The organism is Kumtagia sp. (genome assembly GCF_059502445.1).
Genome location: NZ_JCACER010000012.1, coordinates 82558 through 99811, shown reverse-complemented (window position 1 = coordinate 99811; position 17254 = coordinate 82558). Strand labels below are relative to the sequence as shown.

The window sequence follows — 17254 nt, the reverse complement described above, 5'->3', positions numbered from 1 at the left end:
GTCAGGCCCTCCGCGCCCTGGTGAAGCGGTGGTCGATGTATTCGGCGAGCGCCAGCATGATCAGCACGATGGCGACCAGCACCAGCGTGAAATGGTGCGGCACGCCCAGCCGGCGCGCCGCGCTCTCGCCGCCGATCGACAGGACAGACAGCAGGAACACGAAACCGATGGCGGCAAAACCGTTCATGCGGGCGAGGAACACCGCCGGGATCACCGCCATGGCGTAGCCCGGGTTCCAGTCGGCCCGCACATTGCCCTGCACGCCGATCACGTCGATGGCGCCGCCGAGCCCGGCCAGTCCGGCCGAGATGGCGAAGACGGCGACGGTCAGCCCCGGCACGCCGAGCCCGACATGGATGGCCGCCTTCGGATTGGCGCCGACCACCCGCAGCTTCAGCCCGAAGGCGGTCCGCGTCATGACCAGATGGACCGCCACGATGGCGACGAGCCCGAACAGCAGCCCGCTGGTGATGGTGGTGTCGAACAGCCGCGGCAGCCGGTCCTCGACCGGCAGCGTGCGCGTCTGCGGCACGGTCGTAGCCGGATCGAGGAAGGCGAGCTTGACCAGCACATTGGCGAAGGAGGTGCCGAGGAAGGTCATCATCAGCGTGGTGATGATCTCGTTGACGCCCTGATAGGCGCGCAGCAGCGCCGGCACCAGCGACCACGACACGGCCACGGCCGTCGCCATGAGAAAGGCGCAGGCGAGCGCCAGCCAGGCCGGCAGCACCTGCACCAGCACCGGCGCCGACGCCGCCGCGATGACGGCGCCAAGCAGGAACTGCCCGTCACCGCCGAGATTCCACATGCCGGCCCGGAAGGCGACGATCAGCCCGGCGGCGATGAACAGCAGCGGCGCCATCCGGGTCAGCGTCTGCTGGATGCCGGTCGGAGACAGAAGGCCGCGCTCGACGACGAAGCCGTAATAGGCGAGCGGATTGACGCCGACGGCAAGCAGGATGCAGCCGGCGAGCACCAGCGCCGCCAGGATCGGACCCAGCGTCATCAGCACGCGCCGCTGCAGGTGGCCGCGACCTGCCGCGGCGGCGGACTGCTCGATCGTCGCCATGTCGGAGGCTCGTGTCGTGTCGATGCTCATGCGGCCAGCCCGATCATCAGCCGTCCCACACGGGTACGGGCGTCGGCGGCATTGTCGACCGTGCCGACCAGCGCGCCGGACGCCATCACCGAAATGCGGTCGCACATGCCGAGCAGTTCCTCGAGGTCGGTGGAGATCAGCAGCACGGCTGCGCCACCCGTCGCGATGTCGCGGATGCGCTGGCGGGTCGCCAGCGTATTCGCCAGGTCGAGCCCGTAGGTCGGCTTGTTGAAGATGACGACCCGGGCGCCGTCGGCAAACTCGCGCGCGATCAGGATTTTCTGGATGTTGCCGCCGGACAGCCTGCCGATCGGCGTCTCCAGGCTTGGAGTCCTGACATCATAGGCGCGCACCAGCTCGCCGGCGCGCTTGTCGATCGCCGCGGTCTGCTCGATGCCGTTGCGCCAGAATGGCGGCGTGCCGATCTGCTTGAGGAAGAAGTTGATCGACACCGGGAAGCTGCCGACAGTGCCCTCGCCCAGCCGGTCGTCGGTGAGATAGCGCAGCCCCTTGCGGTGGCGCTCGCCGACGCCGAGCCCGTCCATGGCGTCGCCAGCCAGCCGGATCGTGCCGCCGCTCGCTGCAAGCTGCCCGGCCAATGCTTCGGCGAGCTGCTTCTGGCCGTTGCCGTCGATGCCGGCGATGCCAAGAATCTCGCCCGGCCGGACGGCGAAGGAGACGCCGGAGAGACCCGGCGTGCCCGAACCGGCCGGCACCGCGAGGTCGCGCACCTCCAGCAGCGGCGCGACGGCCTCCGGGAAGGCCCGTGCCGTCCGCTGCGCCTCTTCGGGGTCGCCGCCGGCCCTCGCGCCGAACATCATTTCGACGATCTCCGCGACGATCTCGTCCTCGCCCAGGCTGCGCAGCCGCTCGGGCGTGATCTCGCCGACCTTGCGGCCGAGTTTCAGCACCGAGATGCGGTCGCCGAAGGCGGCCGCCTCCTTGAGCTTGTGGGTGATGAAGACGATCGCCAGCCCCTTTTCCGCCAGGCGCCGCATCAGCGCACCGAGGTCGTCGATGCCCTTCGGCGTCAGCATCGAGGTGGATTCGTCGAGGATGAGCAGCCGGCTGTCGCGCAAGAGCGCCCGCAGGATCTCGACCTGCTGCTGCTCGCCCAGCGACAGGTCCTCGACCCGTGCGCCCAGGTCGACGGAAATGCCGAGGGTGCGGCCGATCTCGGCGGCGCGCGCCTGCAGCTCCCCGGCCTTCGGCCGGCGCCACCACGAGCCGCCGAGCAGCAGGTTCTCCGCCACAGTCAGCGTCGGCACCAGCATCATGTGCTGGAACACCGTGCCTATGCCCAGCGCCAGCGCATGGCGCGGCGAGGTGATCGGCGTCGGGGTCCCGCCCACCAGGATGCGGCCTTCCGTCGGCTGCTGCAGCCCCGACAGCATGCCGATCAGCGTCGACTTGCCGGCGCCGTTCTCGCCGAGCAGCACATGCACCTCGCCGGCGCGGATCGACAGGTCGACGGCGTTGTTGGCGACGATGCCGGGGAACCTTTTGGTCACCCGCTCGAGCGTGACGAGGTCCGGCTTGCCGGCCGGCCGGGGTGGAGATGCGCTGGTCATGGAATCCGCGGAGTTCGCCGCAACCGGTGCCGGAGGGGCGCTCGAGACGCCCCTCCGGCAGTTCTTGCGGTCACTCGGTGACGTTGGTCATCAAGGCGCGCACGGCACTGGCCTCGAAGACCGGCTCGACCTTGATCTTGCCGGAGAGGACATCCTCGCGCAGCGCCTGGACCTGCGACCAGACGTCGTCCGGGATTTCCCCCGTCTTGAGCAGCTTGACCGAGTCGTCCTTCAGGCCGATCGCATAACGCTTGGTGCCGAAAGTATCAGCCTTCAGGTCGGCGATCATCGCGGCGTAGACCGGCGTGATGTCCCAGATCACCGAGGTGAGCAGGAAACCCTTGTCGATCGCCGTCTTGTCGCCGATCACGTCGATGAAATGGACCTTGCCGCCATCGGCCGCCTTGGTCGTCTCCACCGCCTGCAGCATGCCGAAGCTGGAGCCGTTGCCCTGGCCGAAGATGATGTCGGCGCCGGCCGCGATCACGCTTTCGGTGACGCGCTTGCCGCCGGCCGCGTCGCTGTAGGCGGCCGGGCCGATCACCGCATAGGTGACCTTCACCTCCGGGTTCTCGGCCTTGACGCCCTGGGCGAACGCCGCCGACTGCGAGTTCCAGGACGGCGGCTCGCCGGAGACGACGATGCCGACCGTCTTCGAACGGCTCATCTTGGCGGCGAGCCGTCCGGCGAGATAGGCGCCCTCGTGGCCGCTCAGCGTGTAGTCGGCGACGAGGCCCTTCTTCAGCGCATCCGGCGTGTCGACGATCGCCACGGGCACCTTCAGCTCGTTGGCGATCTCGGGCGCCGAGGTGTTGTAGCCGCTGGCATGGGCGATGAGCAGGCTTGCGCCCTCTTCGGCCAGCTCCCGCAGCGTCGGCCGCACGTCGCCGTAGCCGAGGCCCTGCGCGACGATGACCTCGATGCCGGCGGCTTCCGCCGCGGCCTTCGCCGCCGCCACGCCCTGCTGGTTCCAGCCGTAGTCGGTGCCCTCCTCGGGCGTGAGGATGGCGATGGATTTCACCTCGCCGGCGAACGCCCCGCCCATCAGCAGGCCGCTCAACAGTATTGCACTTACACTTGCCTTCAACGATTTCATTTGTAGTCCTCCTATTGTTTGATGATCCCACTTTGTTATTGTTTTTGCGCCGAAGCGATTTAGAGTTGTCCGACTTTCTACTCCAGACTCAGGAAATCCATGTTCCGCCTCGCCCTCGCAATTTCCGTCGTCCTTGCCTCGTCCGCCTCCGCCGTCGAACTGCGGCCGATCGCTGTCAGGATCGGCACGGAGGGCCTGACGCGGCTGCCGCTGACGGTGACCAATGCCGACCGGGAGGCGATCGCCTGCCACGCCGAGGTCGCGCACTGGTATTCGCTGGAACTCGTCACGGTGGCGCCCGGCACGTCGGCTGAGATCGAGCTGTGGCGCGATCCGGCCACCGGAACGCTTGCGGCCCTCAACGACAAGCGCGAGAACCTGCCGGTCGAGCGGCTGTGGTGCGGCCGAGCGGGGCGCGCATATGCCACCCGCGCGCAGATCGTGCCCGGCCGCGACACTTCCGCGCCGGTGCTCGGCGTCACCTGCCGCGCCGGCACCGAGCGCATCGTCTGCGACTGAGGAGCGGCGGCGCTCACTGTGCCGCCTTCGCGTGGACGAGCGCCTTCAGCCGCTCGTACTCGGCCTTCACGCTCGGATCGGCCTCGACCAGCGTCGCGGCCAGCGCCTGGAACTCGCTCTCCATCCTGGCCTGGTCCTCGGCCGACAGCTCGTTGACCACGCCGCCATTGTCGGCCCAGACCTTGTAGGTCTTCTGGACGTTGTCGACGCCCCATTGGAAGACCGACGTCTCGGCGGCCCGGCCGGCCTCGACGATGGCCTTCCGGACCTCCTCGCTCTGCGCCTGGAACCAGTCCTCGTTGACGACGGTGACGGAGACGATCTCGGCGAAGCGCAGATCGGTGATGTTCTTGCCGACGTCGTAGTACTTGAATGCCGTGAGGATCGGCATGCCGACCAGCATGCCGTCTAGCCCGCCGGATTCGAGCTGAGGGATGACCTCCGTCAGCGCCAGCGGCAGCGGCGTCGCCCCCACCAGCTCCATCGGCTTGATCTGCATCGGCGAGGCGAAGGTGCGGATCTTCAGGCCCTTCAGCCCGTCCAGCGTCGTCACCGGCTTCATGGTGAAGACCACCGTCGGGCTGTTGTAGATGGCGCCGATGACGCGCAACCCCTTGTCAAGGAACATCTCCTCCAGATGGGCGCGGTATTCGGGGTCGTGTACGGCGGCGTCGACGTCCTGCGGCGTCTTGAACAGGCCGGGCACGTCGAAGGCCTGGAAGCGCGGATCGACGTTGGTCATGAAGGAGGTCGGCGTGGTGAAGGCCTCGATGGTGCCCAGCAGCACGCCTTCCGCCATGCGCGGGATCGAGCCGAGCTGGCTCGCCGGATAGATCTCGGTCTTCACCGCATCGCCGACCCTGCTCTTCAGCTCCTCGGCGAACACCTTCTGCCACTCGTGCTGGACGTCGTTGATGGTGGCGGAGGCGAGCTTCATCGTGCTCTGCGCCGCCGCCGGCAGCGATGCCATGCAGGCCAGGCCGATCGCGGTGCCGAGGGCGGCGGCTTTCAGGAGTGTGCGCAGCATCGGGTTCCCCTTTTTCTTGTTCAAAGCGATCGCCCGAGCGCCAGCGAGATCGCCGGCACATAGGTGATGATGACGAGCGCGGCGATCTGCACCGCCACGAAGGGCAGCACGCCGCGATAGAGCGAATGGGCGGGCAGACCGGTGACCGACTGCGCCACGAAGATGTTGAGGCCGAAGGGCGGCGTGAACATGCCGATCGCCAGGTTGACCGTCATGACGATGCCGAAATGAATCGGGTCGATGCCGAGCGAGATGGCGATCGGCACCAGCAGCGGCGCGAACACCAGGATCGCCGAGGTCGGGTCGACGAAGCAGCCGATGACCAGCAGCACCAAATTGACCGCGAGCAGGAAGCTGAAGGTCGACATCTCCAGCGCCTCGATCCAGGCGACGATCGCCTGCGGCACGCCCTGCGTGGTGAGCACCCAGGTGACGACGCCGGCGGTCGCCACGATCACCAGGATCTGCGCCGACAGCAGCGCCGAATTGCCGGCGGCGCGCACGATGTCGGCCCAGCCCATCGTCCGATAGACGAAGCGCGCCACCAGGATGGCGTACAGGCAGGCGAAGCCGCCGGCCTCGGTCGGCGAGAACCAGCCATTATAAATGCCGCCGAGCACGAAGACGGGCATCAGCAGCGCCGCGAAGGCGTCCTTGGTGGCCCGCCAGGCGACCGCCGGATCGAAGCGGCCGACGACCGGGATCTTCAGCACGATCGCCACGATGACGATGAAGATCGACATCAGCGCGGCGATCAGCAGGCCGGGCAGGATGCCCGCGATGAACAGCCGCGGGATCGACTGCTCGGCCGCCAGCCCGTACAGGATCATGGCGATCGAGGGCGGGATGACGATGTCGATGGCGCCGCTGGAGGCGAGCAGCCCGGCCGAGCGCTCCTTGCCGTAGCCGGCGCTCTCCAGCTTGGGGTAGAGCGTCTTGCCGAGCGCGGCGACCGCCGCGACGCTGGAGCCGGAGATTGCGCCGATGACGGCCGAGGCGCCGACCGTCGACACGCCGAGGCTGCCCGGCAGCCGGCCGACCAGCGCCAGCACCCAGGTGATCAGCCGCGCGGCGATGCCGCTGGTGCCCATCAGCTCGCCGGCGAAGATGAAGAAGGGGATGGCGAGCAGCGCATAATTGTCGAGCCCGCCGAACATCACCTGGTGCAGCGCCAGCGGCGGCGTCGGCAGAACGAACAGGAAGGTCACCGCGACGGCGGCGAGGAACACCAGGAAGACCGGCGTGCCGAGCGCCAGCAGGACGATGGGCAGAGCCGCGAGGGAGGCGATCATGATGCATGCCCCCCTTCAGGTCCGTTGCGGACGAGCGCATCGAGGTCGCGGACGAGCAGGACCCCAGCGACGATAGCGAGCCCGGCAAAACCCGCGACCAGCGCCGCATGCGGCACGGTCATAGGGATGCCCAGGCCCATGCTTGTCGTGCCGAGCCGCGCGATCCTGACAAGGAACAGGTAGGACGCATAGGTCGCGTAGGCGCAGGCGAACAGCGCGGCTGCGTCGTGGATGGCGTTGAGCAGGTGCCGCCAGCGGCCGGTGGCGTAGGACGGCAGCAGGTTGACGCTGATGTGCTCGCGCCTGGCCAGCGCCAGCACCGCGCCGGCCATGACCATCCACACGACGGTATAGACCATGAGCTCGTCGGCTCCGGTCATCGACATGCCGAAGAGGTAGCGGCCGGTGGCGTTGAAGACGTTGACGGCGACGACGAACAGCAGCGCGATGCCGAGGACGGTGTGCAGGGCACCGCCGGCGGCGCGTGCAACCTGCCAAGCCTCCCGATGATCAGTCCGACGTGCCTCCCTCACAGCCGGTCGCATCGCTCACTCCCGGCCTTCTAGAATTCGGCGGATGGCGACGAGCTTGCCGGCGCGCTCCTTCTGCAGCGCGGCTATCCTTTCGGGCGTGTAGCTGAACATTCCCTCGCCCGACTTGATGCCGAGCTTGCCCGCCGCCGCCTTCTCCAGCACCAGCGGCGAGATGTCGGCGCGGTTGGAGAGATCCGCATTGAGGAAGGACGAGACGGACTTGTAGATGTCGAGGCCGGCCATATCGAGCAGCGCCATCGGCCCGATGGCGGCGATCTTGTAGCCGATGCCCCAGGAGACGCAGGTGTCGAGGTCCTCGGCGTCGATGACGCCGCGCTCGACGAGATCGACCGCCTCGCGCAGCAGCGCATAGAGCACGCGGTTCTCGACGAAACCCGGCACGTCCTTCTTCACCACCACCGGCAGCAGGCCGATCGAGCGGATCAGGTCGCGTATGGCGGCGACCGTCTCCGGCGCGGTCCGTTCGCCGCCGATCACCTCGATCATCGGGATGATGTGCGGCGGGTTGGACCAGTGCATGCCGACCATGCGCTCGGGGTGGGAGATATGCGCCTGCAATTTGGTGATCGGGATTCCCGACGTGTCGGAGGCCACGATCACCTCCGGCGCGACCAGCGGATCGATGGCGCGGTAGGTCTCGGCCTTGACGTCGATGTTTTCCGGCACGTTCTCGATGACCAGATCGACGCCGTCCACCGCCTCGGCGATCGAGGCGGCGAAGCGCACGCCGCCCTCGCCGGAAGAAGGGACAGCGATGCCCAGCCGGTCGAGCACGTCGCCCGCGACCGGCAGCATGCCCCTGGCGCGCTCGACCGCCGCCTCGGAGACGTCATAGGCGCAGACCGACAGCCCGCCGCGCGACAGCCGCGCGGCGATGCCGGGTCCCATCGTCCCCAGGCCGATCAGGGCGACGCGCCGGATCATCGTCAGGCCGCCTTGGGCGCTGCCGGCGCGGCGCCGGTGGCGACCTTGAAGGCCGGCCGCTCGGCCATCGCCACCACCCAGCGCTCCAGGTTCGGCAAGGCGGGCCGCTCGATCTTGAAGTCGATGCAGCGCTTCAGGATCGGGGCGCAGGCGATGTCGGCGATGGTGAGCTTGCCGAGCGCCAGGAAATCCCTGCCGGCCAGGTGCCCGTCGATGATCCTGAGCTGGGCGACCAGATCCTTGACCTGCTCCTTGTAGTCGGCGGTCTGCTCCTCCGGGGTGAGCTTCGCGCCCTTGAAGGCGGCGAGATAGCCGGGGTTGACGGCGGCGAGCAGGAAATCCATCCAGCGCTCGACCTCGGTCTTTTCCGCCGCGGTCGCGCCCGTCAGATGGGCGCCCTTCCCGTTCGCGAGGTAGCGCAGGATGGTGTTCGACTCCCAGATCACGGTCTCGCCGTCGACCAGCGTCGGCACCTTCGAGGTCGGGTTGAGGGCCTTGTATTCGGCCGTCTGCGTGTTCTCGAACTGGCGGCCGTAATCCTGCCGGTCATAGCCGGCCCCGAGTTCCTCCAACATGAAGATGATCTTTTGGACGTTGCCGGAGGTCTGGCGCCCCAGAAGTTTGTACATGCCTTGCGTCTCCTCGAATGCGTTGCGGTTCGATCAGGATTTCGCCGCCGGCAGCGGCTTGTAGACGATCGCGTCCATCTCGATCTTGGTGTTGATGACGGCGCGCGCCTCGACCGTGGTGCGGGCGAGCACCGCGTCGCCGATCGCCGCGGTGAAGGCCTTGTTGTAGCGGCCGAAGTCGCGCACGTCCTGAAGGTAGGTGGTGATGCGCACGACATCGGAGAGCGTCGCGCCCTCATGCGCGATGATGCGCTCGATGGTCTTCAGCGTCGCCACCGTCTCCTCCTCGATCGTGCCGTCGATCATGTCGTTGTTCTCGTCCTTCGGCACCTGGCCCGAGACGAAGATGTAGTCGCCGGCGCGCACCGCTGGGTGGAAGGGCAGGTTCGGGTTCTTGTTGCCGATCGCGTAATGCGTTGCCGATTTCCTGGCGCTGTCCGACACGCGGCCCTCCCTCAGAACACGCTGGTTTCGATGATGTCGACGCCGCGGATGCGGTCGATCAGATAGAGGATGCCGCGCTCGTCGATGGTGACGTCGTTGGACGAGGCGCGCTCGGCGCCGGCCGGCGCGTCGGGAAGGAAGTGGCCCACCTCCTTCGGCGCGAACGGATCGGCGATGTCGACCAGGCGCAGCCCCTGCGCGAACCAGGCGAAGGGGATGATCGTGCCGCTGAAGCGCTCCGACGGCTGGTGGCAGCCCGTCATCGGCGGCTGCGGCGCGCCGTCCGGGTCGATGCCCGGAACCTGGAAGGTCGAGATCGGCAGCGGGTTGGTCTCGTCGGTGATGTCGTAGATCCAGGTGAAGGCCGGCGCGTGCGGGCGCAGCTTGGCCACGTCCTCGTCGGCCACCACCATGATGTTGCGGCCCTTCAGCGGCTGCGGGATCGGCAGGCAGGTGTGCGTCGGGTGCGGGAAGGCCGGGCTGGAATTCAGATGACCGACCAGCTTCGGCCGGCTCATGTCCGAGATGTCGAGGATGAACAGGCCGTGGTGCCAGTAGCTGACATAGAGCCGGTCGCCCATGCGCAGCGGATGATGGCAGCGCGGCGTGACGTAGTCGTGCCAGGGATATTCCTCGCCGCCGCCGGTCCACTGGCCGGGGATCCACCAGCGCCCCACTTCGACCGGGTTCGCTGGATCGACGAGGTCGAGGATCATGACGATATTGCCGACATAGCCGTCCGCCGTCGGCGAGATGTAGGCGTAGCGGCCGTCATAGTCGTAGCGGTGCACGCCCTTGCCGCCGGTCAGCCATTTCGAGATCAGCCTCGGCTCTTCCGGCCGCGACGTGTCGTAGATGGCGAGGCCGCCGCCGAAATCGGCGGGGCCTTCGCTGCCGAAGCGCTCGTGGTTGATGATCATCAGCCCGTCCTTGGCCCGCACCTTGTGCGAGTGCCAGCCCGGCGGGACGTCGATCGTCGTGATCTTCTTGGGATTGCGCGGATCGGAAATGTCGACCAGCGTCGTGCCGCTAGGCGGACGCATGTGGCCGATATAGAGGATGTTGCCGTCCACCCAGACCTGCCCGCCGCCGGGGCAGTCGATATGGCCGATATGCTTGGTGTTGACTGCGGAAACCAAAACGACACCCCTGCTGCCCGGACTCGAACGAAAAGCCTGCGCGCCAAGCGGGCGGCGCGCGCAGGTTTTTGGCGGTCAGGCGAAGCGCAGCAGGTCGCCGGCGGCGTTGCGGCCCCAGCGCTTGTAGAGAAGCAGCGCCTTCTGGGTAGGCGCGTCGGTGGCGCCGAAGAAGATCACCGGCTCGGTCGAGGAGCCGTTGACGTGCTCGACCCAGCAGCCGCCGGGCACGGCGAGCGTGTCGAACTGGTTCCAGTCGTAGCGCTTGCCGTCGATGATCGAATGGCCGCTGCCGCGGAACGGCGCCAGCAGCAGGCTGGCCGTCTCGCGCTGCGGCAGGGTCTTCTCGCCGGGGCGCAGCATCTGGACGTAGAAATTGATAGTGCGGAACACCGGGCCACCGGTGGTCGGGTCGACATAGTCGACGACGATGCCCTCATGCGGGTCGCCGTCCCAGTCCTTGTGGCGGTCGAGCACCTCCTGCATCTTCTCCCAGCGGTAGACATACATGGGAGACGACAGGCCGCCGCCGCGCTTGTGGTCGACGAAGCGCGGCATCAGCCCGCCCTCGCCGTAGATGCGCTGCGAATAGTCTCCGGGATAGCGCGCCGTCTGCACCTTCTTGACGACCTCCTTGCCGTCCTCGATCTCGGTGTATTTGTGGTCGAAATGCACGGCATGCAGCGTCTCGACCAGCGGCAGGTCGAGCACCGACAGGTTGACCGCCTGCTCGCCGCCGACCGTGCCGTGATTGTGCCAGGCGTCGTTCGGGGTCAGCACCATGTCGCCCGGGCCGAAGACGACGTCCTCGCCCTCGACGCCGGTGAAGTTGCCCTGCCCGGTCAGGCCGAAGCGGATGGCGCTCGGCGAATGCTTGTGCGGCGGCATGATCTCGTCGGGATCGTTCAGACGGTAGGCCGTGTACATGGTGCTGACAGAGGCGCGCTTCGGCGCCAGCCCCGGATTGACCAGGATGAGCGAGCGGCGCTCGCTGTCGTCCATGGTGACGAGCTCGGCGGCGCGCTGCAGCAGCGGCTCTATGTCCTTGTAGGCCCACACGAACGGGACGGCCTTCGCCGACCCCATCAGCTGCTTGATCTCGTCGTGGTCGATGTTGTCGGACTGCGCCCAGAACGGGAACATGTTCCTGGAATAGAGGTCGTCGTAGAGCGACTTCAGCGCCGCCTGCTTGTTGCTGACGATCTGGCTAGCCGGAGGCATGGCGCTCATGTCGAGGTCTCCCATTTTTATCGTTCAACCAACTCAACCGTAACACCATGGTTGCAACCGTCAAGCGCTGAATCGGCCTTTCGGTTGGCAATCGGAAAATTGTGATCGGCCCGCGCCGATCCTCCATGCACAATTGCTATGCATCTGATTATCAATGGATTTTTGTTTGTTGCAAAAAGCGACATGGAGCGCGCCCGGCTTTCCGGCCCGACCAAGCCCATGAAACCAGTGGTATTTTGGTTGAGAGGCCGGCCGCCGCGCCTCTCAGCCCGGCGCCGCGCCCTGGCGGATCAGGTCGGACGCCTTCTCGGCGATCATGATCACCGCGGCGTTGATGTTGCCGCCCGGCAGGTCCGGCATGACCGAGGCGTCGACTACGCGCAGGCCCGCGACGCCGCGTAGCCGCAGCTGCGGATCGACCACCGAGCCGGCGTCCGCTCCCATCCGGCAGGTGCCGGCCGGGTGATGCACGGTGATGGAGGTGCGGCGGATGTGCTCGTCGATCTCCTCATCGCTCTCGCACGCGTTGCCCGGGAAGAATTCCGCAGCCACGAAGGGCTGCATGGCCGGCTGCGCGGCGAGGTTCCTGGCGATGCGGAAACCGGCGCGCAGCGATTCCCAATCGCGCGGCGACGACAGGAAGTTCTGGTGGATGAGCGGCGCGGCCTCCGGATCGGCGGACGCGAGCGCCACATGCCCGCGGCTTTCCGGCTGGACGGCGACGATGCGTGTGGCGAAGCCGTCGGCGAAGGGTTTTTTGAACGGCGGGAAATACGGCCAGGCGGCCAGCGGCGCGGCGGTGAACAGCAGCTGCACGTCCGGCAGCGGCCGGTCGGGCCCGCTCCTGAGGAACGCCACGACGCCGCCCGGCACGTCTGCGGCAAAACCCTTTCCGGTGAGATAGGTCCTGGCGAAATCCAGCCCGATCCTGTCGGCCCGCATCATGCGGAAGAACGGCCCCGGCACGCGGCGGCGGTACATCAGGATGACCGAGACGTGGTCCTGCAGGTTCTTGCCGACCTCCGGCGCCTCGACTTTCGGCTCTATGCCATGCGCCGCAAGCTCGCTGCCGCCGCCGATTCCCGACAGCATCAGGAGCTGCGGCGAGTTGATGACGCCGCCCGCGAGCAGCACCTCGCGCCGCGCCGAAACCTCGTGCGTCGTGCCGTTGCGGCTGTAGCGGATGCCGCTGGCGCGTCCCTCGCCCAGCAGAACCTTCGACGCCATCGCCCCGGTCAGCACGGTGAGATTTTTGCGGCTGAGCGCCGGCCGCAGATAGGCCGTGGCGGCGGAGCAGCGGCGGCCCTGCCGGATCGTCATCTGCAGCCGGCCGAAACCCTCCTGGACCGCGCCGTTGTAGTCGTCGGTCTGCGGGTAGCCGGCCTCGCGGCTGGCCTCGGCGAAGGCCTCGATGAGGTCGTCCTTGTATTTGCAGAACTGCGTCGTCAGCGGCCCGTCGCCGCCCCGCAGCGCGCCGCCGCCCCTCTCCCAGCTTTCCTGCTTGCGGAAATAGGGCAGCACCTTGTCGAACGACCAGTCGGCGAGCCCGCCGGCCGCCCAGCGGTCGTAGTCGCCGCGGTTGCCGCGCACATAGGCCATGGCGTTGGTCGAGGAGGAGCCGCCGATCACCTTGCCGCGCGCGCACTCGACCTTGCGGCCGCCGACATTGGCCTCCGGCTCGCAGAAATACATCCAGTCGTGGCGGCGCTCGGTCAGGATCTTGCCCCAGCCGAGCGGGACGTGGATCATCGGGTCGCGGTCCCAGTCGCCGGCCTCGAGCAGCAGCACGCTGACGCCCGGATCCTCGCTCAGCCGGGCGGCGAGCACGCAGCCCGCCGAGCCGGCGCCGACGATGACGTAGTCGTAGGCTTCGCTCATACCGCCCCATCCTTGAAAAGCCGTCGCGGCAACCGACATGACGGCGCGAAGCAGGCCAACCACGACACTCAACCACTGCCCAACCGAAGTTGTCAACCGGCAGGGAATCTTGTATTTTGGTTGAACTGGTTGATCATTCACGACCACAGGCGATGGTTGTATGGTTCGGCCGGGTAGAGTTTCGGGTCGGCAATCCGGCGCAAATCAACCGAGGGTTTTCGATTGACCACGTTGGCCACACGCACGGCGCTCGGCAGTGTCGAGGAGATCGTCGACGCCGTCCGGGAGTACCGCAAGGACGGCGAGAAGCTGCCTTCCGAGCGGGACCTCGCCGAGATCCTCAACGTCAAGCGCCACCAGCTGCGCAAGGCGCTGGACATCCTGCGCCGCTCCGGCGACCTGCAGCAGACGCGCGTGCGCCGCGCGCCGACGGCGTCGCCCCGCTACAGCGAGGAGCTGGTGCGGCTGACCAACCCGCTGGAAGTGCTGGAGATGCGGCTGGTGATGGAGCCGGGGCTCGCCCGGCTGGCGTCGCTGCGCGCCTCGCCGCTGGAGATCGCCCGCATCACCGAGACGGCGACGACGCCCGCCGACGCATCGTCCGGCGAGGTCGACCTGTCGTTCCACCTCGCCGTCGCCGGCGCGGCGCGCAACCATCTCGCGGTGGAGTTCTACCGGATGCTGCGCCAGGTCGGCGTCGACGCCCGCGTCAGCATCGTCCAGGTCTCGGCGCCGACCTGCCCGAAGCGCATCGCCAAGCGCGACGCCGAGCACCGGCTGATCGCCGAGGCGATCGCCCGGCGCGACCCGGACGCGGCGGAGACGGCCATGCGCGCCCATCTGCTGGCGGTGCAGGAGCGCATCAACGAGCGCTGGAACGCCGGCGCCTTCGCGGCGTGAAGCTGTGGCAGCGTCAGACTAAACTACGGCAGCCTGAAATAGCGCCTTCGCTAACCGCTCCGCCCAGTGCACGGCTATTTCGCCGGCGTCTTGTTGGGCGCCTTCATCGCGAGATAGCCGGCATGGCTGATGCCGATGAGGGTAACCAGCGACGTCGACAGCAGCGGAAAGGAAATGAGCGCCTCCGTTCCCGGCGCGGCCCCGGCCGGCGGCGGCTGTGGCGCGAAGTTCCAAGCCCACAGGACGAAGCCATAGCCGACTGCCGCAGCCAGGGTGAAGACGAACATCTGCACCTTGGAGATGTCGACATAGGTGTAGTCGACAACCTCCTCGCCGAGGAAGATGTCGGAGAATTTCGGCCCTTGCGGCGTGCCGGCCTGTCCGGCCGCCTTGTCCTGGGCGGCAACCGGATTGACCTGCAGCAGTCCGCGGCGGGGTATCCCCGTCAGAGTCTCCTTGGACTTCGCCGGATCCGGCTCGGTTGCGGCCTTGTTGCTCTTGATAATCAGGGCTCCGCCGGCTGAAGCCAGGCTGATGCCGAGCAGGGCAAGGATCTCGTTCGTCAGCACGATGTTCATGGTGCCGTTCTTGATACCGACGGCGGCGAACAGCGGCACGATCAGCGTCGTCCACAGAACCAGCTGGAATTGCGACAGGCTGGCCTTGTTGCGGCTGTCGATGAGAATGCCCCACCACCGCCTGGAGCTCGTCTTGTATCCGAGTATGGCAATGAAGAAGAGGTATATGGCGAGAATGACCAGCCAGTACCAAACCAGGTCTTTCATGGTGCTCCCCCTTTTTTGTGACTGAACGGGACGGCTCCGAATCCGCCTTCAATACGGGCAGGACTTGTCCTCGTATTTGGTCTCCCGCGCCCCGGCGTAGCGGACCTCGAGCTCCAGCTTCTGTCCGTATTTCGCCAGGCGCTCGAAGAAGTCCGTTTCTTCCGCATCGTCGTTGATCTCGATGCAGCCGGCCGAACCGGTAGCGTTGCCGCCATGCACATACATGCCGCTGCGGATGACCTTGAAGCAGGTCTTCATCCGGTCCACCGTCGCCTGGTATGGTTCGATGCGCACGCGGAAGGAGCCCCAGGCATCCGATGACGCGAGCTTTTCGATGTTGGCGGGATCGATGGCGTATTTGCCCTGCGGCGTCGGACCGAGATCCTTCTCCGATTCCCGGGCGCTCTCGTCGGCCGGCCCGGAGAAGCATGCGTAGCTCTTGCTCTTGGCGCCGTGCCAGGTCAGCTTATAGCCGTCGAAGGTGAGCCGGTCGCCGCCGAGCACCTGCGAGCCGTTGCCGTCGCGGTCGACCGGATCGGCGATCACCACGTCGCTGCCGGACAGCCGTGGAGGCGCTCGCAGCGGTTTCGACGATTTGCGGATCTTCGCTGCCCTGCCGCTGCTCGCCGCTTCGCTGTGGCCCGCCGGAAGCGTCTTGCCCGTCGGCTTTGCCGCATAGGCCGCCGTCTCCGCCTTGGAGAGCGCTGCCGCGATGTTGAGCAGGCCGCCACCAAGCTTGCCTGAATAGACCGGGTTCAGCTTTTCAACCGGGGTCGCATTGTCCCGCAACAGCCGGACCACTTCCGCCACCGTTGTCTTGGGGCGGGCCGAGCAGATCAGCGCGGCGGCGGCCGTCACATGCGGGGCCGCCATCGAGGTCCCCTGCAGATAGGCATAGGATTGGCCGGGCACGGTCGAATAGATGCCGACGCCCGGCGCCGCGATGTCGACGCGCGAGCCGTAGTTGGAAAAGCTGGCCCGCCGGCCGCTGGAATCGAGCGCAGCGACGGCGATGAGACCGGGATAGCTCGCCGGATAGTGGCTGTTCTTGTCCATGTCGCTGTCGTCGTTGCCCGCGGCAGCGACAACCACCACGCCGGTCTCGATGGCGCCGGCGATCGCCTTCCGGATGCTGGTCACGTCGCCGGCGGTTTTCCAGCTCATATTGAGCACGTAGCGCTTGCCCGGATTGGTCCGCGCCGCCTGCGCGACGAAATTGATGGCGTCGGCGCGTCGCTGGTAGTCGGCGGTGCTGCCCATCAGTTCCACCTGCAGCGGCATCAGCCGGCAGCCGGGGGCGAGCCCGACCATGCCGCCGCCGTTTTCCGCCGCCGCCGCGGTGCCGCAGACATGCGTGCCGTGCCCGTCGGGATCGGTTGTGTCGCCTGCCGCCGGATAGACGAAATTCCAGCTTTCCCCGGCGGGCCGGGCGAGCAGGCTGGGCGCGATGTCGGCATGGGTCATGTCGCAGCCGGTGTCGAGGACGCAGATGACGACGTCCGGGCTTCCCCTGGTGATCTTCCAGGCGGCCAACGCCTTGACGTCGATCTCTTTTGTCCCGGCGACGCCATCGACCGTCTGGCCTGTGTTGTGCAGGCCCCAAAGATATTGCAGCTCGACCAGATCGGCGCCGCCGCCGCTCTGAAGACGGTCGTCGGTCGAGAACTCGCTGGGTTCGACAAACTCCACGTCGTCGCGACCGGATACCATGCGCATGGTCTGGAACAGGGCATAACCCTCCGGCACCGCGACCATGTAGAAGCCGGGCGTCCGAAACCGCTGGTTGATCGCAAGGTCCATCTTGGCCAGCACGGCTTCCGCCTTGGCCGGCGCGACGCCGGGCGCGAACTGCACCGCGAATTCGTCGGGCACGACGAGCCGTTCGTTGCCTTCGTCGTCCTTCAGCGCGGGAAGCGTGTTGAGAGGCGCCGCGCCGCCCGCCGCCGTGGCGACTTCCAACGTATCCTTGGGATCGGCAACCTCGACCACGCGGTAGCCGCGGGATGCGTCGACCCGCGGGCTATGCGCCTTCTCCTTCAGGATGGACGCGGTATCCTTCTCGGTAAAGCTGTAGACATACCTGTTGGGCACAGGCTCGAAACTGACCTGCTTGCCGGAGGTCTTGTCGGTGTAGAAGAATTCCTTCTCGTCGGCGGTCCTGTTCTTCATC

General features: G+C 67.1%; 16 protein-coding genes. 2 read left to right on the top strand and 14 right to left on the bottom strand.

Annotated elements, in window-relative coordinates; translation table 11 throughout:
- Position 1 precedes the first annotated feature (1 nt).
- The 3 genes from AC5JDC_RS06015 to AC5JDC_RS06005 all read right to left on the bottom strand — a co-directional run bounded on the left by AC5JDC_RS06015 (position 2) and on the right by AC5JDC_RS06005 (position 3766).
- Complete coding sequence (locus AC5JDC_RS06015; RefSeq protein WP_106771355.1) at positions 2 to 1099, bottom strand: putative B6 ABC transporter permease subunit 2; 1098 nt, start codon at positions 1097 to 1099, stop codon at positions 2 to 4.
- Positions 1096 to 2670, bottom strand: a complete 1575-nt coding sequence (locus tag AC5JDC_RS06010; RefSeq protein WP_495840014.1) for a putative B6 ABC transporter ATP-binding protein — start codon at positions 2668 to 2670, stop codon at positions 1096 to 1098. The genes AC5JDC_RS06015 and AC5JDC_RS06010 overlap by 4 nt, the downstream gene beginning before the upstream one ends.
- Positions 2671 to 2740: 70 nt before the next feature.
- Positions 2741 to 3766 carry a putative B6 ABC transporter substrate-binding protein gene (locus AC5JDC_RS06005; RefSeq protein ID WP_106771357.1) on the bottom strand — a complete coding sequence of 342 codons (1026 nt, stop codon included), beginning with the start codon at positions 3764 to 3766 and terminating at the stop codon, positions 2741 to 2743.
- 99 nt (positions 3767 to 3865) lie between these two features.
- Here AC5JDC_RS06005 and AC5JDC_RS06000 point away from each other — a divergent pair, with 99 nt between their 5' ends.
- On the top strand, positions 3866 to 4285 hold the full coding sequence (locus tag AC5JDC_RS06000) for a hypothetical protein (protein ID WP_495840012.1): 420 nt from the start codon (positions 3866 to 3868) through the stop codon (positions 4283 to 4285).
- Positions 4286 to 4298: 13 nt separating this feature from the next.
- On the opposite strand, the gene AC5JDC_RS05995 is transcribed toward AC5JDC_RS06000, so the two are convergent.
- The 9 genes from AC5JDC_RS05995 to AC5JDC_RS05955 all read right to left on the bottom strand — a co-directional run bounded on the left by AC5JDC_RS05995 (position 4299) and on the right by AC5JDC_RS05955 (position 13399).
- Positions 4299 to 5312 (bottom strand): TRAP transporter substrate-binding protein, encoded by a 1014-nt coding sequence (locus tag AC5JDC_RS05995; RefSeq protein WP_495840010.1) that lies wholly within the window; start codon positions 5310 to 5312, stop codon positions 4299 to 4301.
- Between the two features lie 20 nt (positions 5313 to 5332).
- Positions 5333 to 6604 carry a TRAP transporter large permease gene (locus AC5JDC_RS05990; protein ID WP_495840008.1) on the bottom strand — a complete coding sequence of 424 codons (1272 nt, stop codon included), beginning with the start codon at positions 6602 to 6604 and terminating at the stop codon, positions 5333 to 5335.
- Positions 6601 to 7149: a TRAP transporter small permease gene (locus AC5JDC_RS05985; protein ID WP_495840006.1), complete on the bottom strand. Its 549-nt coding sequence runs from the start codon at positions 7147 to 7149 to the stop codon at positions 6601 to 6603. The genes AC5JDC_RS05990 and AC5JDC_RS05985 overlap by 4 nt, the downstream gene beginning before the upstream one ends.
- 3 nt (positions 7150 to 7152) lie before the next feature.
- Positions 7153 to 8082 carry a 5-formyl-3-hydroxy-2-methylpyridine 4-carboxylate 5-dehydrogenase gene (gene fhmpcd1, locus AC5JDC_RS05980; protein ID WP_495840004.1) on the bottom strand — a complete coding sequence of 310 codons (930 nt, stop codon included), beginning with the start codon at positions 8080 to 8082 and terminating at the stop codon, positions 7153 to 7155.
- A gap of 2 nt (positions 8083 to 8084) precedes the next feature.
- The gene (locus AC5JDC_RS05975; protein WP_495840002.1) at positions 8085 to 8711 is read right to left on the bottom strand and encodes a glutathione S-transferase family protein; all 627 of its coding nucleotides are present in this window, start codon (positions 8709 to 8711) and stop codon (positions 8085 to 8087) included.
- A 33-nt stretch (positions 8712 to 8744) separates the two neighbouring features.
- On the bottom strand, positions 8745 to 9155 hold the full coding sequence (locus tag AC5JDC_RS05970; RefSeq protein ID WP_106771363.1) for a RidA family protein: 411 nt from the start codon (positions 9153 to 9155) through the stop codon (positions 8745 to 8747).
- Between the two features lie 11 nt (positions 9156 to 9166).
- Positions 9167 to 10294, bottom strand: coding sequence for an LVIVD repeat-containing protein (locus AC5JDC_RS05965; RefSeq protein ID WP_495840000.1), 1128 nt, complete (start codon positions 10292 to 10294; stop codon positions 9167 to 9169).
- A gap of 75 nt (positions 10295 to 10369) precedes the next feature.
- Positions 10370 to 11521, bottom strand: coding sequence for a cupin domain-containing protein (locus AC5JDC_RS05960; protein ID WP_495839998.1), 1152 nt, complete (start codon positions 11519 to 11521; stop codon positions 10370 to 10372).
- 264 nt (positions 11522 to 11785) lie between these two features.
- Positions 11786 to 13399, bottom strand: coding sequence for a GMC family oxidoreductase (locus AC5JDC_RS05955; protein ID WP_495839997.1), 1614 nt, complete (start codon positions 13397 to 13399; stop codon positions 11786 to 11788).
- Between the two features lie 222 nt (positions 13400 to 13621).
- Between AC5JDC_RS05955 and AC5JDC_RS05950 the strand changes: the two genes are divergently transcribed.
- On the top strand, positions 13622 to 14299 hold the full coding sequence (locus AC5JDC_RS05950; RefSeq protein WP_495839995.1) for a FadR/GntR family transcriptional regulator: 678 nt from the start codon (positions 13622 to 13624) through the stop codon (positions 14297 to 14299).
- A 74-nt stretch (positions 14300 to 14373) separates the two neighbouring features.
- On the opposite strand, the gene AC5JDC_RS05945 is transcribed toward AC5JDC_RS05950, so the two are convergent.
- Together AC5JDC_RS05945 and AC5JDC_RS05940 are read right to left on the bottom strand one after the other, a co-directional pair.
- Positions 14374 to 15084, bottom strand: a complete 711-nt coding sequence (locus tag AC5JDC_RS05945) for a hypothetical protein (protein WP_495839993.1) — start codon at positions 15082 to 15084, stop codon at positions 14374 to 14376.
- Positions 15085 to 15132: 48 nt separating this feature from the next.
- Positions 15133 to 17253: a S8 family serine peptidase gene (locus AC5JDC_RS05940; RefSeq protein ID WP_495839991.1), complete on the bottom strand. Its 2121-nt coding sequence runs from the start codon at positions 17251 to 17253 to the stop codon at positions 15133 to 15135.
- Position 17254: the final 1 nt, after the last annotated feature.

Excerpts from the sequence above, each read along its gene's own strand:
- AC5JDC_RS06015 (WP_106771355.1), bottom strand. The coding sequence starts at position 1,099 with ATGAGCATCGACACGACACGAGCCTCCGACATGGCGACGATCGAGCAG.
- AC5JDC_RS06010 (WP_495840014.1), bottom strand. The coding sequence starts at position 2,670 with ATGACCAGCGCATCTCCACCCCGGCCGGCCGGCAAGCCGGACCTCGTC.
- AC5JDC_RS06005 (WP_106771357.1), bottom strand. The coding sequence starts at position 3,766 with ATGAAATCGTTGAAGGCAAGTGTAAGTGCAATACTGTTGAGCGGCCTG.
- AC5JDC_RS06000 (WP_495840012.1), top strand. The coding sequence starts at position 3,866 with ATGTTCCGCCTCGCCCTCGCAATTTCCGTCGTCCTTGCCTCGTCCGCC.
- AC5JDC_RS05995 (WP_495840010.1), bottom strand. The coding sequence starts at position 5,312 with ATGCTGCGCACACTCCTGAAAGCCGCCGCCCTCGGCACCGCGATCGGC.
- AC5JDC_RS05990 (WP_495840008.1), bottom strand. The coding sequence starts at position 6,604 with ATGATCGCCTCCCTCGCGGCTCTGCCCATCGTCCTGCTGGCGCTCGGC.
- AC5JDC_RS05985 (WP_495840006.1), bottom strand. The coding sequence starts at position 7,149 with ATGCGACCGGCTGTGAGGGAGGCACGTCGGACTGATCATCGGGAGGCT.
- fhmpcd1 (WP_495840004.1), bottom strand. The coding sequence starts at position 8,082 with ATGATCCGGCGCGTCGCCCTGATCGGCCTGGGGACGATGGGACCCGGC.
- AC5JDC_RS05975 (WP_495840002.1), bottom strand. The coding sequence starts at position 8,711 with ATGTACAAACTTCTGGGGCGCCAGACCTCCGGCAACGTCCAAAAGATC.
- AC5JDC_RS05960 (WP_495839998.1), bottom strand. The coding sequence starts at position 11,521 with ATGAGCGCCATGCCTCCGGCTAGCCAGATCGTCAGCAACAAGCAGGCG.
- AC5JDC_RS05955 (WP_495839997.1), bottom strand. The coding sequence starts at position 13,399 with ATGAGCGAAGCCTACGACTACGTCATCGTCGGCGCCGGCTCGGCGGGC.
- AC5JDC_RS05945 (WP_495839993.1), bottom strand. The coding sequence starts at position 15,084 with ATGAAAGACCTGGTTTGGTACTGGCTGGTCATTCTCGCCATATACCTC.
- AC5JDC_RS05940 (WP_495839991.1), bottom strand. The coding sequence starts at position 17,253 with ATGAAGAACAGGACCGCCGACGAGAAGGAATTCTTCTACACCGACAAG.